13 protein-coding genes, 1 tRNA gene and 1 other annotated feature are annotated in these 15,746 nt (G+C 45.0%); of the genes, 12 read left to right on the top strand and 2 right to left on the bottom strand.

Features of this window, described 5'->3' with window-relative positions; genetic code table 11:
• Positions 1–111 precede the first annotated feature (111 nt).
• The 6 genes from yaaA (at position 112) to BLS23_RS01530 (ending at position 7,689) form a co-directional block, all read left to right on the top strand.
• Positions 112–333 carry a S4 domain-containing protein YaaA gene (gene yaaA / locus BLS23_RS01505; RefSeq protein WP_089650742.1) on the top strand — a complete coding sequence of 74 codons (222 nt, stop codon included), beginning with the start codon at positions 112–114 and terminating at the stop codon, positions 331–333.
• A gap of 15 nt (positions 334–348) precedes the next feature.
• Positions 349–1,467: a DNA replication/repair protein RecF gene (recF, locus tag BLS23_RS01510; RefSeq protein WP_089650743.1), complete on the top strand. Its 1,119-nt coding sequence runs from the start codon at positions 349–351 to the stop codon at positions 1,465–1,467.
• A gap of 9 nt (positions 1,468–1,476) precedes the next feature.
• Positions 1,477–1,761 (top strand): extracellular matrix regulator RemB, encoded by a 285-nt coding sequence (gene remB, locus BLS23_RS01515; protein ID WP_089650744.1) that lies wholly within the window; start codon positions 1,477–1,479, stop codon positions 1,759–1,761.
• A 65-nt stretch (positions 1,762–1,826) separates the two neighbouring features.
• Positions 1,827–3,749, top strand: coding sequence for a DNA topoisomerase (ATP-hydrolyzing) subunit B (gene gyrB, locus BLS23_RS01520; protein ID WP_089650745.1), 1,923 nt, complete (start codon positions 1,827–1,829; stop codon positions 3,747–3,749).
• Between the two features lie 79 nt (positions 3,750–3,828).
• Positions 3,829–6,384 (top strand): DNA gyrase subunit A, encoded by a 2,556-nt coding sequence (gene gyrA, locus BLS23_RS01525; RefSeq protein ID WP_089650746.1) that lies wholly within the window; start codon positions 3,829–3,831, stop codon positions 6,382–6,384.
• Between the two features lie 210 nt (positions 6,385–6,594).
• Entirely contained in the window at positions 6,595–7,689 is a 1,095-nt protein-coding gene (locus BLS23_RS01530) for an HD-GYP domain-containing protein (RefSeq protein ID WP_089650747.1), read from the top strand.
• A 17-nt stretch (positions 7,690–7,706) separates the two neighbouring features.
• On the opposite strand, the gene BLS23_RS01535 is transcribed toward BLS23_RS01530, so the two are convergent.
• The gene (locus BLS23_RS01535; protein WP_089650748.1) at positions 7,707–8,423 is read right to left on the bottom strand and encodes a YaaC family protein; all 717 of its coding nucleotides are present in this window, start codon (positions 8,421–8,423) and stop codon (positions 7,707–7,709) included.
• Between the two features lie 173 nt (positions 8,424–8,596).
• On the opposite strand from BLS23_RS01535, the gene guaB reads away from it, so the two are divergent.
• The 6 genes from guaB to BLS23_RS01565 all read left to right on the top strand — a co-directional run bounded on the left by guaB (position 8,597) and on the right by BLS23_RS01565 (position 15,052).
• The gene (gene guaB, locus BLS23_RS01540) at positions 8,597–10,066 is read left to right on the top strand and encodes an IMP dehydrogenase (RefSeq protein WP_089650749.1); all 1,470 of its coding nucleotides are present in this window, start codon (positions 8,597–8,599) and stop codon (positions 10,064–10,066) included.
• A gap of 104 nt (positions 10,067–10,170) precedes the next feature.
• A complete protein-coding gene (locus BLS23_RS01545; protein ID WP_374189702.1) occupies positions 10,171–11,502 on the top strand; it encodes a serine hydrolase in 1,332 nt (443 codons plus the stop codon).
• Between the two features lie 119 nt (positions 11,503–11,621).
• Complete coding sequence (gene pdxS, locus BLS23_RS01550; protein WP_089650750.1) at positions 11,622–12,506, top strand: pyridoxal 5'-phosphate synthase lyase subunit PdxS; 885 nt, start codon at positions 11,622–11,624, stop codon at positions 12,504–12,506.
• A gap of 17 nt (positions 12,507–12,523) precedes the next feature.
• The gene (gene pdxT, locus BLS23_RS01555) at positions 12,524–13,114 is read left to right on the top strand and encodes a pyridoxal 5'-phosphate synthase glutaminase subunit PdxT (protein ID WP_089650751.1); all 591 of its coding nucleotides are present in this window, start codon (positions 12,524–12,526) and stop codon (positions 13,112–13,114) included.
• Between the two features lie 37 nt (positions 13,115–13,151).
• Positions 13,152–13,373: a binding site (T-box leader), on the top strand.
• Positions 13,374–13,440: 67 nt separating this feature from the next.
• Positions 13,441–14,715, top strand: coding sequence for a serine--tRNA ligase (gene serS / locus BLS23_RS01560; protein ID WP_089650752.1), 1,275 nt, complete (start codon positions 13,441–13,443; stop codon positions 14,713–14,715).
• Between the two features lie 244 nt (positions 14,716–14,959).
• Positions 14,960–15,052, top strand: a tRNA-Ser gene (locus BLS23_RS01565).
• A 162-nt stretch (positions 15,053–15,214) separates the two neighbouring features.
• Here the strand turns inward: BLS23_RS01565 and BLS23_RS01570 are convergent.
• Positions 15,215–15,559, bottom strand: a complete 345-nt coding sequence (locus tag BLS23_RS01570; protein ID WP_089650753.1) for a winged helix-turn-helix transcriptional regulator — start codon at positions 15,557–15,559, stop codon at positions 15,215–15,217.
• Positions 15,560–15,746 lie beyond the last annotated feature (187 nt).

Here is a 15,746-nt window from a genome sequence, read left to right on the forward strand (position 1 = left end):
ACAAGATATGAAAGAGGCATACAGACCTGTTTCGTTGTCTCACACTTTCCTTACACATCTATCTTTAGTAAAATGAAAGATAGGTGAATTCATGAAATAGGGTGAAATGATATGAACGAAGAGATCGGTATCAGTACAGAATATATTCCATTAGGGAAGTTTTTGAAATTAGCCAATATTGTCGAATCTGGTGGAATGGTGAAAGTTTTCTTGTCGGAATTTGAAGTTTACGTAAACGGAGAACCTGACAATCGTCGTGGCCGCAAACTGTATGTGGGCGATACAGTAGAAGTTGAAGAATTCGGCAGCTTCACTGTCGTCAAAGAAGCTTAGGTCAGGCGTTCCTCTATGTATATCCATGAGTTATCATTACGTTCTTTCAGGAACTATGATGAGCTCTCATTGACGTTCGACCATAAGATCAATGTCATCATTGGTGAAAATGCCCAGGGAAAAACCAATCTGATGGAAGCGATCTATGTACTCGCTTTTACTAGGTCCCATCGTACGTCCAGAGATAAAGAACTGATACAGTGGGATGCAGAGTATGGTAAAATAAAAGGGAGTATCTTTAAACGGAATCGTCGCTTTCCTCTTGAAATCATCGTTTCTAAAAAGGGGAAAAAAGCGAAATTGAATCATATTGAGCAAAAGCGTCTGAGCGACTACATCGGCGCTTTGAACGTGGTGATGTTTGCACCTGAGGATCTCAATCTTGTGAAGGGGAGCCCTCAGGTGCGTCGTCGGTTTATTGACATGGAAATCGGCCAAATACAACCCACATACATTTATCATTTAGGTCAATATCAGAAGATTCTCAGACAACGCAATCATCTGTTGAAAGATTTGCAGCGAAAGCCGGGAGCGGACCGGACGATGCTCGGTGTTTTGACAGAGCAGCTGATTGAACATGCAACGACGATTGTCGAACGCCGGTTCAAATTCCTGCAGCTTCTTAGGTCATGGGCGACACCGATCCACGAAGGAATCAGTCGGCAGTTGGAGAAACTGGAAATTGCTTATGATGCGAGTGTGCGAGTATCAGAGGATATGAATTTGGAAACAATAAAAGATACATTCTCTGAAAAGTTTGCAGAAATTGAATCAAAAGAAGTGGAACGCGGGACGACGTTGGCAGGACCACACAGGGATGATCTGGTTTTTTACGTGAACGGAAAAGACGTCCAAACGTATGGATCACAGGGCCAGCAGCGGACGACGGCATTGTCTTTGAAACTCGCTGAAATTGAACTGATTCATAGTGAAGTAGGCGAATACCCCATTTTGCTTCTTGATGACGTACTTAGTGAACTGGATGACTTTAGACAATCGCATTTGCTTCATACGATTCAAGGAAAAGTCCAGACGTTCGTTTCTACAACGAGTATCGACGGAATTGAACACGAAGCACTGGAACAAGCGGAGATTTTCCGTGTGAAAGAAGGAACGATAGACGTAGAGAAATGAGGTGGCGAATTGTTCATTCATATCGGGGATGATCACGTCATCCAGTCGAAGGATGTCGTGGCGATCATTGATCATAGTTTGATTTCATCTTCTTCTATCATCGAAGAAATGATTCATAACCAACGTAAGGAAAAGCAGGTCATTGAAACGGAAGACCACCAGGCGAAAGCGATTGTAATTACGAATGATGTCATCTATTTCAGCCCACTATCTGTCTATACATTGAAGAAGCGGGCGAACATGATGACAACACTGAATAAACTGGAAGATTTCTCGGAAGAGTCCGATTTTTAATATACCGATAGATGAGAGACGTAAGGGATTAGAGATAAACCACTTGAGAAATGTAGGTGAGTACCATGAAGGAAGATATTATCGAAGAGCAGCAGGCATATGATGAGAGTCAAATACAGGTACTGGAAGGATTAGAAGCGGTAAGAAAACGTCCAGGAATGTATATTGGTTCTACGAACGAAAAAGGCCTTCACCACCTCGTATGGGAAATCGTCGATAACAGTATCGATGAAGCGATGGCCGGTTTTTGCGATCATATTCAAGTCGCGATCGAAAAAGACAACAGCATTACCGTTACCGATAACGGCCGTGGTATTCCTGTCGGGATCCAGGAGAAAACGGGACGTCCCGCTGTTGAAGTCATTCTGACCGTTCTTCACGCCGGAGGTAAGTTCGGCGGGGGCGGATATAAGGTATCCGGAGGGCTCCATGGTGTAGGGGCATCCGTCGTAAACGCCTTATCTACAAAACTAGAAGTGTTCGTCCACCGTGATGGAAACATTCATTACCAGGCTTATCACCGTGGTGTTCCAGAAGAAGACTTGAAGGTGATCGGAGAAACTGATCAGACAGGAACACGCATCCAATTCAAACCAGACCCTGAAATTTTCTCAGAGACAGAGGAATATAAGTTTGAGATTCTTGCTAATCGTTTGCGTGAGCTCGCTTTTCTAAACAAGGGTCTTACCATCACGATTGAAGATAAACGTACGGATGAAGAGCCTGTGAATTACTATTTCGAAGGCGGAATCCTTTCCTATGTCGAACACATGAACCGCACGCGCGAAACCCTGCATGATGCCTTCTTCATCGAGGATGAACAAGATGAGATTTCTATTGAAATCGCCATGCAGTACAACGATGGATTCGCGAGTAATATTTATTCCTATGCTAACAACATCCATACGTACGAAGGCGGAACGCACGAATCCGGTTTCAAGACCGGTTTGACACGTGTGATCAACGACTATGCACGTAAAAACAACATGTTCAAGGAGACGGATCCGAATTTGACAGGAGACGATGTCAGGGAAGGTTTGACAGCGATCATCTCAATCAAACATCCGGACCCGCAGTTCGAAGGGCAGACAAAGACGAAACTCGGCAACAGTGAAGCACGTACCGTTACGGACTCTCTGTTCTCGGAACGTTTCACAAAGTTCCTTTTTGAAAATCCGAACATGGCTAAAACGATTGTTGAAAAAGGATTGATGGCTTCAAGAGCAAGAATGGCCGCAAAGAAAGCACGTGAACTGACGCGCCGTAAAAATGCACTTGAGGTTTCCAACCTGCCAGGTAAATTAGCGGACTGTTCTTCCAAAGATGCCAACATCTCTGAACTTTACATTGTTGAGGGTGACTCTGCCGGAGGATCTGCTAAGCAGGGACGGGATCGTCATTTCCAGGCGATTCTGCCATTGCGCGGTAAAATCATCAACGTTGAAAAAGCACGCTTGGATAAAATCCTTTCCAACAACGAAGTCCGTGCCATCATTACAGCCCTTGGTACAGGAATCGGTGAAGAGTTCGATATTTCAAAGGCACGTTATCATAAGATCGTCATCATGACCGATGCCGACGTCGATGGTGCACACATCCGTACTTTACTATTGACGTTCTTCTATCGTTATATGCGTCCATTGATTGAACATGGCTATATCTATATCGCTCAGCCGCCGCTTTATAAAATCCAGCAAGGAAAAGCGATTTATTACACGTACAGTGATAAGCAGCTGGATGCGAAGCTTGCAGAGCTGTCCAAATCACCGAAACCTGGCGTTCAGCGCTACAAGGGTCTTGGAGAGATGAACCCGGAACAGCTTTGGGAAACGACGATGGACCCTGAAACGAGAACGATGCTTCAGGTCAGCTTAGAGGATGCGATGGGGGCGGATGAAACCTTCGATATTCTTATGGGAGACAAAGTCGAACCGCGTCGTAACTTTATTCAAGAGAACGCCCAATATGTACAAAACCTTGATGTTTAATATAAAACGAATGTCATGAAAGAGTGGGAAGGGAGACGAACATATCCTTTCCCCTTTTAGGTAACTAGGAGGTAAAAGAATGGTGGATCAACCCGAACGTCCGCGCGTACAGGAAGTAAACATCAGTCACGAAATGCGCACCTCATTCCTGGATTATGCGATGAGTGTCATCGTAGCCCGTGCCCTTCCTGATGTCAGAGACGGCCTGAAACCTGTACACAGAAGGATATTATATGCGATGCATGACCTTGGTATGCATTCGGACAAAGCTTACAAAAAATCGGCACGTATTGTCGGAGAAGTCATCGGTAAGTATCACCCTCACGGAGACTCTGCTGTCTATGACACGATGGTGCGTATGGCACAGGACTTCAACTACCGATACATGCTCGTCGATGGACACGGAAACTTCGGTTCTGTGGACGGAGATGCCGCAGCCGCCATGCGTTATACGGAAGCACGGATGTCCAAAATTTCTATGGAGATTCTGCGCGACATCAACAAAGATACGATCGATTATAATGATAACTACGATGGAACAGAGCGGGAGCCTGCAGTGCTTCCAGCCAAATTCCCGAACTTGCTCGTCAATGGCGGTTCAGGAATTGCGGTCGGAATGGCGACGAACATCCCCCCGCATCAGCTTGGTGAGGTTATTGATGCAGTACTCGCTCTTAGTAAGGACCCGGAGATTACCATCCAGGAACTGATGGAAAACCATATCTATGGTCCTGATTTCCCGACAGCTGGTAAAATTCTCGGCTTAAGTGGAATTCGCAAAGCCTATGAAACAGGGAAAGGCTCGATCACTGTTCGTGCAGATGTTGAAATTGAAGAACAAGCCAACGGCAAAGGCCGTTTAATCGTGCACGAGCTTCCTTATCAGGTGAACAAAGCCCGTCTCGTTGAAAAAATCGCCGATCTTGCCCGCGATAAGAAAATCGATGGCATCACAGATCTCCGCGATGAATCGGACCGTAACGGCATGCGTATCGTCATAGAATTGCGCCGTGACGTCAATCCGAACGTCCTTCTCAACAACCTTTACAAAATGACGGCCCTGCAATCAACGTTCGGCATCAATATGCTTGCGCTCGTCAATGGGCACCCGAAAGTGCTCAACTTGAAACAGTGCCTCGAGCACTATTTGGAACACCAGAAAGTCGTCATTCGCCGCCGTACGGAATACGAACTTAGAAAAGCAGAAGCACGTGCTCACATCCTCGCTGGTCTGCGTATTGCTCTTGACCACCTGGATGAAGTGATTTCACTTATTCGTGAATCGCAAACGACTGAAATCGCACGTACCGGTTTGATGGAGCGTTTCGGTCTTTCTGAAAAGCAGGCACAAGCGATTCTTGATATGCGTCTGCAGCGATTGACCGGTTTAGAGCGTGAAAAAATCGAGGATGAATATCAAGAAGTCATGAAATTGATTCAAGAATTGAAAGCGATCCTTGCTGACGATGAAAAAGTTCTTGAAATCATCCGTGAAGAACTGCTTGATGTGAAGGAGCGCTATAATGATAAGCGCCGTACAGAAATCGTCCTTGGCGGAACAGACTTCATCGAGGATGAGGACTTGATCCCTGAAGAAACGGTCATCGTCACGGTCACTCACCAGGGCTATGTCAAACGTCTTCCTGCATCCACTTACCGTTCACAGCGAAGAGGTGGACGAGGCGTGCAGGGCATGGGAACACACGAAGAAGACTTCGTCGAACACCTATTGTCTACGTCGACTCACAATACCCTGCTTTTCTTCTCAAACAAAGGGAAAGTATACAAAGCTAAAGGTTATGAAGTACCAGAATTCAGCCGAACGGCTAAAGGAATTCCAATCATCAACATGTTGAACGTTGAACGTGATGAGTGGATCAATGCTGTGATCTCCGTTGAAGATTTCGTTGATGACTGGTACCTCGTCTTTACAACGAAGAACGGAATCACGAAGCGGACAACGCTCTCCCAATTCGCGAATATCCGAAAAGGCGGTCTGATCGCTCTCGGACTGCGTGAAGATGATGAGCTGATTTCGGTCCGACTGACAGATGGAACGAAAGATATCATGATCGGCACGCAGAACGGTTACTTGATCCGTTTCAATGAAGATCAAATCCGTGCGATGGGACGTACAGCCGCAGGTGTCAAAGGGATTTCCCTTCGTGAAGACGACAAAGTCGTATCCATGGAAATCCTCGACGATTCCCTGCAAGTGCTCACCGTTACAAGCAAAGGCTATGGAAAGCGCACACCAGCTGACGAGTACCGAATTACCAACCGTGGTGGTAAAGGAATCATTACGTGTAATCTGACAGATAAGAATGGTAAAGTCGTCGCTACGAAAGCCGTCAATGGCGAAGAGGATATCATGATTATCACTGCCAGTGGTGTCTTAATCCGTATGCCGATGGAAAGTATTTCTGAAACAGGACGGAACACACAGGGCGTACGCTTGATTCGTCTTGGAGAAGGTGAAGAAGTCGCTACCGTTGCTCGTGTCGAGTCTGAAAAAGAGGAAGAAGAACTTGTGGAAGAAGCGCTGGAAAAAGAAGCTGAATCTCAAGATGAGATTTCTGAAGAAAGTGCAGAAACATCAGACGAACCAACAGAAGAAGAGTCAGATGAATCATAAGTAAGCAAACTTCCATGATCCGTCGCCTGTCGATTTATTTCGGCAGGCGACTTTTTTTATAGGGCGGAGGAACAGATTCATACTTATCCATTAAATTTTTCAATATTTGCTATTTTGTTGAAATATTCATGGTAATATAGAACTATAAATATCATTTGAGATTCAAGAGATCTTTACATAAAAGAAACTAGTGGAAGGTGGTTCGTTGCCATGAGGGTAGCTACATCACAATTGGAACCGGGCTGTCTCTTGACGAAAGACGTCATGGGTCGGACGAATCGACCGATCGTGCCTAAAAATACGACCATTCAGCCCGTCCATATTGATGTACTGAAGAAATTTAAAATTGATATTGTTGAAGTTTCCAATCGTCGGTCGGACGGTTCGCTTTTCATAGCTTCCAAGCCGACAGACCAAGAAGATCTACATAAGGAGATGCGTTCTGAGGAACCTGATCTTCCTTTCTTCGAATCCTACCTAGCTGCTGTGCAGGAGTATAAAAAATGGTTCATTTCATGGCAAGGTGGATCGCCTTTAAACATCAGTGAGATCCGCAAAGTGATGGTTCCCCTCCTTGAGAGAGCTGTCGATTCTGCAGGGCGGGAAGTTTTCTCGCTCCATCATTATACCTCCAGTAAAGATTACATCTATCATCACAGTGTAGCGATGGGGCTGTTATCTAGTTATGTGGCGTCGAAAATGGGCTACAATTACGGTGAATGGATTCAAGTCGGTTTAGCCGGGCTTCTTGCTGATAGCGGGATGGCGAAAGTCAGTGAACGAATTACGTGGAAAGAGGCCCCTTTAACAGAGAGGGAGTATGAGATGGTGAAAAACCATCCGACCTACAGTTACCGAAACGTAGAAAAAATATCTACGTTGAGTAACCACGCAAAGGTCGCTATTTTACAGCATCATGAACGATTGGATGGGACAGGTTATCCATTAGGAGTCAGTCAGAATAAAATCCATCCGTTCAGCCAGATTATCGCTGTCTGTGATATGTACCACGCCATGACGTCTGAGAGGATGTACCGGAGGAAACAGTCGCCTTATAAAGTGCTCGAAGAAATCCTCCAGGAGCAGTTCGGCCGCTATGATCATAAAGTGATCAGCGCTTTAGTTAAAGAAATGACCAATTATTCTACGGGGACCCAAATCCGTTTGTCTGATCATCGCGAAGCAGAAGTGATTTTCGTTGAAAAAACCAACCCGACAAGACCGCTTGTGCGAATCATTGAAGATGGACAGATTCTCCCGTTGAAAGAGCAGCTGGACCTTCATATTGAAGAAGTATATGAATAAAAAGAGACCAGTTTGCGTCATGAAATGGATGCAAACTGGTCTTTAAGCCAGGAAGCGAAAATTTTCGGGATACGTTCCGCAGCTGAATTTAAAAAATGTACAATGAATACATAATCCTCACGATCTTTCATCTGCTCCATCTCTCCCCACCATTCCCCTTCATAACGCACTAGCATACTCAAGTTATAAAGGACAGCAAAATACGCCAACAGCTCAGGCCATTCTTCTTCAATGGTGATAGGACTCGGGTTCTTCAGTTGAAACAGCTCTTCCATTCCAGGGAGGGGACGGAGCAATTCATCCATGGATATCTTGGTTTTTTCTGAAGAAAATTGAAACAAATGCTCAGCTGCGTGCGGGAATAACCCGTGCGGCTGAATACGGATATCGTCTTCTAAAAAACGGTAATGCTGTTTTTTTCTTTTACGTGTCGACAGCCCATGGGCGAGAACCTTTGCGGTGGCAGGATATCCAGGATCAACCGTCAACAGGCAGCTTTTGATGAAATGGTTCATTCCATAATAAAAAAGAAGAGGCTTTACACTCAAGGGTGTATGTAAAGCGGTCGACCAATAATCTTGACCGAGGCTGAGACCGTGAATGAACCGTTCTGCATTATTGTAAGCATGATGTTCGGCTCTTGAATGATTGATCTTTTCATAACAAGCAAACAAAAAAGGTCTTGTATGTGCGGTCACTTGAAGATAAGTGAGAATCGGATCCGTGGAGTGCAAAGAAAGTTCCTCCTTTCTAACATAAAAGGAATTCTCCCCCATTTTTTTATGGTTGAAAAAGCCCGACCATTGTCGTATTGTAAATAACAATAAGAAATGGTGTTACGAGAATATACCACTTATTTTACCCACTTTCACCCAAACTATTTTAAGAAGAAAAGGAGAGGTCAAGCATGCGTGAAGACAAGTTTACAAAAGAAGGTTTAACGTTTGACGATGTACTACTTTTGCCTGCTAAGTCCGATGTTTTGCCCCGTGATGTTTCGCTGGCAACAGAATTATCTCCGACATTACGTCTGAATATGCCGATCATCAGTGCCGGAATGGATACGGTGACGGAAGCTAAAATGGCGATCGGTATGGCACGTCAAGGAGGACTTGGCGTCATTCATAAGAATATGTCGATTGAAGAGCAAGCAGAACATGTCGACCGAGTGAAACGCTCCGAAAGCGGCGTCATTACGAACCCGTTCTTTCTGACTCCGGAACACCAAGTATTTGATGCTGAACATTTAATGGGGAAATTCCGTATTTCCGGTGTGCCGATCGTTAATACTGTGGAAGAACAGAAACTTGTCGGAATCATCACCAACCGTGACCTCCGTTTCATCGAAGATTATTCGATTAAAATAAGTGACGTCATGACCCGTGAGAACCTTGTCACAGCACCTGTAGGAACGACACTGGATGAAGCAGAAAAAATCTTGCAGCAATATAAGATTGAAAAGCTACCGATGGTAGATAACAATGGGATCCTCAAAGGATTGATCACCATCAAAGATATAGAGAAAGTGATCGAATTCCCATTATCAGCAAAAGATGAACAAGGTCGTCTCCTCTGTGCGGCAGCTGTCGGTGTCACGGCAGATGCGATGACGCGTATTGATAAATTAGTGGAAGCAGGGGTCGATGCTCTTGTCGTCGATACCGCCCATGGTCACTCTCAGGGTGTGATTGATCAGGTGAAGCGGATCCGTGACCGTCATCCAAAAGTGAATATCATTGCAGGAAACGTAGGGACAGCAGAAGCGACACGCGAATTGATCGAAGCAGGGGCGGACGTTGTAAAAGTAGGTATTGGACCAGGATCGATTTGTACGACCCGTGTCGTTGCAGGTGTCGGTGTTCCTCAAATCACTGCCGTCTATGACTGTGCGAAGGAAGCGGAGAAATACAATAAGCCGGTCATTGCCGACGGAGGAATCAAATATTCAGGTGACATCGTGAAAGCTCTTGCTGCAGGTGGACATGCCGTTATGCTCGGAAGTTTACTAGCCGGTGTTTCAGAAAGCCCTGGCGAAACGGAAATCTTCCAAGGCCGCCGGTTCAAAGTCTACCGGGGGATGGGATCTGTCGGTGCCATGGAATCCGGATCCAAAGATCGTTACTTCCAAAATGACCAAGAAGCGAAGAAACTTGTGCCTGAAGGGATTGAAGGACGCATGCCATATAAAGGACCATTGGCAGACTCCATCCATCAGCTTCTCGGAGGTATCCGCTCGGGTATGGGGTATTGTGGAACACCAACCATCAGTGCTTTACGTACAGACGCACAATTCACAAGAATTACAGGGGCTGGTTTAAGAGAGAGCCATCCACATGATGTTCAAATTACAAAAGAAGCGCCAAACTACTCCGTTTGACCCGTATAAAAAGTGATAGACAGGGACTTTTCCCTGTCTATTCTTTTATATACGCATGTGATAAAATAACAAAGATGCATATTTTAAGGGTGGAGGTTGAGAAAGTGACACAAAGAATAAAAACATCTATGGCCTTGATGGTGGCATTGCTTATGGGGTTCTTTGCTGTGTCCATGAATCCTGGACATACATACGCAAGCGTAGATGTTGGCGCAGAATCGGCAATACTCGTGGACGCGGAAACAGGGAAGATTTTATTTGAAAAAGAGGCAGATTTGACATTACCTCCTGCCAGTATGACGAAGATGATGACTGAATATCTTGTCATGGAAGCGATTGAGGAAGGTCAAATCAGCTGGGATACGACAACACAAATTAGTCAATACGCTTTTGATATATCGGCGAATCCTGAATTTTCAGGAGTTGGCCTGAGATTGGATGAAGAATATACGGTACGTGAACTTTATGAAGCAATGGCAATTAATTCAGATAATGCAACAACTATTGCGCTTACGGAATTGATTGCTGGCAGTGAAGCTGAATTTGTTCAAATGATGAACGAAAAGGGAGCGGAAATGGGTCTTCCTGATTACGATTTCGTAAACTCTACTGGATTGAATAACTCTCATTTAGGAGACAACTATCCTGAAGGAACAGATCCGGATGCAACAAACATGCTTTCTGCAAAATCTGCAGCGCTTCTCGCTTACCATTTGACGAACGACTATCCGGAAGCGCTTGAAATCTCAAGCAAACCGACACTTGAATTTGCTGGAGAAACCGTGACGAACTGGAACTGGATGCTTCCAGGCATGCCGGGTCAGAACTTGAAGCAGTTCGAGTACGAAGGTATGGACGGATTGAAAACAGGATACACAGAACTTGCTCAAAACACATTTACAGGGACGGCAGAACGAGACGGACAACGCTTCATTTCAGTCGTCATGAAATCCGAATCCAGGGCCTCCCGTTTCGACCAAACAGAGAAGCTGCTGGACTACGGTTTCAATCAATTCTCACGACAGGAACTTTTCGCAGCAGGAGCCACTCCTGAAGAAAAGTCGACGCTTCCTGTCGCAAAAGGAAAAGAAGAGGAAGTAGCGATTGAAACGAGTGCAGCCTTAAGCACACTGTTGAAAAGCGGAGAAGAAGATCAATATGAGATTCAGTTCAACATTTCTGAGGATCAGTTGGATGACGAAGGTAACCTTGTCGCGCCTGTAGAAAAAGGCCAGAAAGTCGGGACAGCGAAACTTGTATACAACGGGGAAGAAGACTATGGAAATATCCTTTCTGAAGGTGGACAAACCGTCGAGATCGTCACTTCTTCCAGCGTGGAAAAAGCAAACTGGTTCATGCTTACCCTCGGTGCCATCGGTGAATTTTTCAGTGATATCTTCACAGGCGCGGTCGATATGGTTAAAGGCTGGTTTTAGGTGAAAAAATCCCTATATAACCAGTGGGATTTAATATAGTAATGCGTTACAATAGAGGATAAGAATCTATGATTCGAAATAAAATGCTTAAACTATAGAGCTGTTAGGGAGGAATCAACATGGCACAAACAGGTACGGATCGCGTAAAACGCGGCATGGCAGAAATGCAAAAAGGTGGCGTCATCATGGACGTCGTAAACGCAGAACAAGCAAAAATCGCTGAAGAAGCAGGAGCAGTAGCCGTAATGGCTCTTGAACGAGTTCCAGCAGACATCCGCGCAGCAGGCGGGGTCGCTCGTATGGCTGATCCTACGATCGTTGAAGAAGTGATGAATGCCGTTTCTATTCCAGTTATGGCAAAAGCTCGTATCGGGCATATTACAGAAGCACGCGTCCTTGAAGCGATGGGCGTTGACTATATCGATGAGAGTGAAGTTCTTACTCCAGCTGATGAAATCTATCACATCAAAAAAGATGAGTACACAGTTCCATTCGTATGTGGCTGCCGTAACCTTGGTGAAGCGACACGCCGCATCCGTGAAGGTGCATCCATGCTTCGTACGAAGGGCGAACCAGGAACAGGAAACATTGTAGAGGCTGTCAGCCATATGCGTCAGGTTCAGTCTCAAATCCGTCATTTGCGCGGACTTTCCGAAGATGAAGTGATGGTCTATGCAAAAGATAATGGCGCTCCATTCGATCTATTGATGGAGATCCGTGAAGAAGGACGTCTGCCTGTCGTCAACTTTGCTGCCGGTGGTATTGCAACTCCTGCTGATGCATCCTTGATGATGCAGCTTGGAGCAGACGGAGTATTCGTTGGATCTGGTATTTTCAAATCCAACAATCCTGAAAAGTTTGCACGTGCAATTGTTGAAGCAACGACTCACTATGACGATTACAAGTTGATTGGTGAATTGTCCAAAGGTCTTGGAACAGCCATGAAAGGGATGGAAATGTCCACCCTTACTCCTGAACAGCGTATGCAGGATCGCAGCCAGTAAATAAAGGAGAATGCAGCATGACTACAATCGGTGTATTAGGCCTTCAAGGCGCTTTCCGTGAGCATGTGCGTTCTGTCGAAGCGACAGGTGCCAAAGCCGTCGTCGTCAAAAGAACAGAACAGCTGAAAGAGATCGATGGCTTGATTATCCCTGGTGGAGAAAGTACGACCATCCGCAGACTGATCGATAAGTACGAGTTTCTAGAGCCAATCCGACAATTCGGAAAAAGCGGCAACCCGATTTTCGGTACGTGTGCGGGGCTCATCTTACTCGCTTCAGAAATCGATGGTTCTTATGACGTCCATCTAGGGGTCATGGATATCAAAGTCCGTCGTAATGCTTTCGGGCGTCAGCGAGAAAGTTTTGAAGCCGATCTGGATATCGAAGGTGTGGCAGAAGGATTCAATGCCGTATTCATCCGTGCTCCTTACATTGAAGGGGTAGGAGAAAATACGAAAGTGTTGGCACGCTACGACGGTCATATCGTAGCCGCTCAAGAAGGTCACTATTTAGCCTGTTCCTTCCATCCGGAATTGACAGACGACCATCGTTTAACGGACCATTTTGTGAAAATGGTAGAAGAAGCTAAAAAAACACTTGCATTATAATTCTGAATCCGCTAATCTTATGTAACACAAACCATAATTGAACGCGATGACAGGAAATAGTAACATGTCCCTTCTTCTCAAAGAGAGTCAGTGGCTGGTGTGAACTGACGGAGAAGCCATGTGAATCCATCCTCGAGTGTCTGACTGAATGAAGTAGGTCAGACCGGTACTCACCGTTATGAGTGAAGCCGGAAGGTCATATGTACCTTCAACTTGGGTGGTATCGCGGGAAGCATAAACCAAAGCTCTCGTCCCTTATTTAGGGACGGGAGCTTTTTGTTTAGCTTCAAATCAATTGAAATGAGTATATAAAGGAGGAAGTAAACATGTTGGACATGAAATACTTACGCCAGAACTTTGATGAAGTAAAAGGAAAACTGCAAAACCGGGGAGAAGACCTTTCTGACTTGGATGCCTTCGGCGATTTGGATAGCAAGCGCCGTGAGCTGATTCAGGAAACGGAAGAATTGAAAGCAAAGCGTAATGAAGTTTCCAAGGAAATCTCCCAGCTGAAAAAAGCGAAGGAAGACGCGGATGATAAAATTAAAGAAATGCGTGAAGTCGGCGATCGCATAAAAACGCTTGATACAGAGCTGAAAGAAGTAGAAGAGAAACTCGAAACACTTCTATTATCTATCCCGAACATCCCTCACGAAAGTGTACCTGTCGGTGGGGATGAAGAAGACAATATCGAAGCACGAAAAGACGGAGAGATTCCGACATTTGGTTTCGAAGCTAAACCTCACTGGGATGTAGCGACAGATTTAGGCATCCTTGATTTCGAAAGAGCGTCCAAGGTTACTGGAAGCCGCTTCGTTTTCTACAAAGGACTAGGTGCTCGTTTAGAGCGTGCGTTACTTAATTTCATGATGGACCTGCATGCAGATGAACACGGCTATCAGGAAATGCTGCCACCACAAATGGTTAACCGCACAGCGATGACAGGAACAGGTCAATTACCGAAATTCGAAGAAGACGCTTTTAAAATTGAAGACTGGGATTATTTCCTTGTACCAACAGCTGAGGTACCTGTAACGAACTTCCACAGAGAAGAAATTCTATCTGTTGAAGACCTTCCACAAAAGTTCGTAGCCTTCAGCACGAATTTCCGTTCTGAAGCAGGGTCTGCCGGTCGTGATACAAGAGGATTGATCCGTCAGCACCAATTCAATAAAGTCGAGCTTGTCCAGCTGGCAAAGCCGGAAGAGTCTTATGATGTTCTGGAAGAACTGACCGGACATGCAGAAAAAGTCCTTCAGCTGTTGAAACTTCCTTATCGTGTGATGAGCATGTGCACTGGAGATCTAGGATTTACAGCAGCGAAGAAATACGACATTGAAGTGTGGATCCCGAGCCAGGAGACCTACCGTGAAATCAGCTCTTGCTCTAATTTTGAAGATTTCCAGGCGCGCCGTGCAGGCATCCGCTTCCGTAGAGAAGAAAAAGGAAAGCCTGAATTTGTACACACGTTGAATGGTTCTGGCCTGGCCATCGGTCGTACCGTTGCAGCCATTCTTGAAAATTACCAGCAGGAAGACGGGACGGTCATCGTACCAGAAGTTCTTCGTCCATACATGGGCGGAAAAGAAGTCATCAAGTAACTAAAACAAATAGAGAAAAAAGGAAAAACGTCTGGATCCTATTGATGATTCCAGACGTTTTTTTTGATTTCGTTTTTTGGAGACAAAGCTTTAGGGTCGCTCTTGACTCTGTTGAAGGGAATTTGTATAATTACGAGGTGACATTTTTTCGTGATTGTTCGACAACAACTTCTTTTTAAAAAAATTAAAGGATTTTGTTGACGGATTCGGACAACCATGATATTATATTCATTGTCGGTCACACGGAGGAGTACCCAAGTCCGGCTGAAGGGAGCGGTCTTGAAAACCGCCAGGGGGTTTACGCCCCGCGGGGGTTCGAATCCCTCCTCCTCCGCCATATTATTATCAACAATAGCGCATAAATATTGGAGATTTTATAGAACAGAAATCGTTACTTCGTGTAACGATTTTTTATTTTGTTTTCTTTACTTTCGTAGAATGAAAACAAAGAAAAGCCCTCACGCGACAGGATCGGTGAGGGCTATTTTTTATACTTTTTTTAGGAATCCAATAGTACCTCTCCTTTATTGGGATAGGTCTTTTCAATATGCTGCTCCCCCCAGGCACACAGCATGTCTAATGCCCCTTTTAATGTCCATCCGTATTCCGTCAATTCATACTCCACTTTAGGTGGTACTTGGTTATAGACGATTCGCTTAATGACTCCATCCCTTTCCAATTCTCTCAGCTGCTGGGTCAACATTTTCTGTGTAATTCCTGGCATTAACCGTTTCAGTTCACTTGTCCGTCGTTTATTTTCGATCAAATGACAAAGGATGACGACCTTCCACTTGCCCCCGATCACTTCAAGTGCGGCTTCAACCGGAATATTATATTTGGGCATGAGATTTACCTCCTCTGGATCCTCTAAGTTTCTTTTTAGCATGTATATCCGTTGATTCACTATACACGAAAGATAGTTAAGTTAAAAAGATTTCGCACGAACAGCTTTCCTCAATGCCTATTTTATACAATAGTTACTCCCAGGTGCCTATAGCACATAGAAGTGCGTACTTCTCAAGTATTCGATT

It is taken from the genome of Halobacillus aidingensis, assembly GCF_900104185.1.
GTDB lineage: Bacteria > Bacillota > Bacilli > Bacillales > Halobacillaceae > Halobacillus > Halobacillus aidingensis.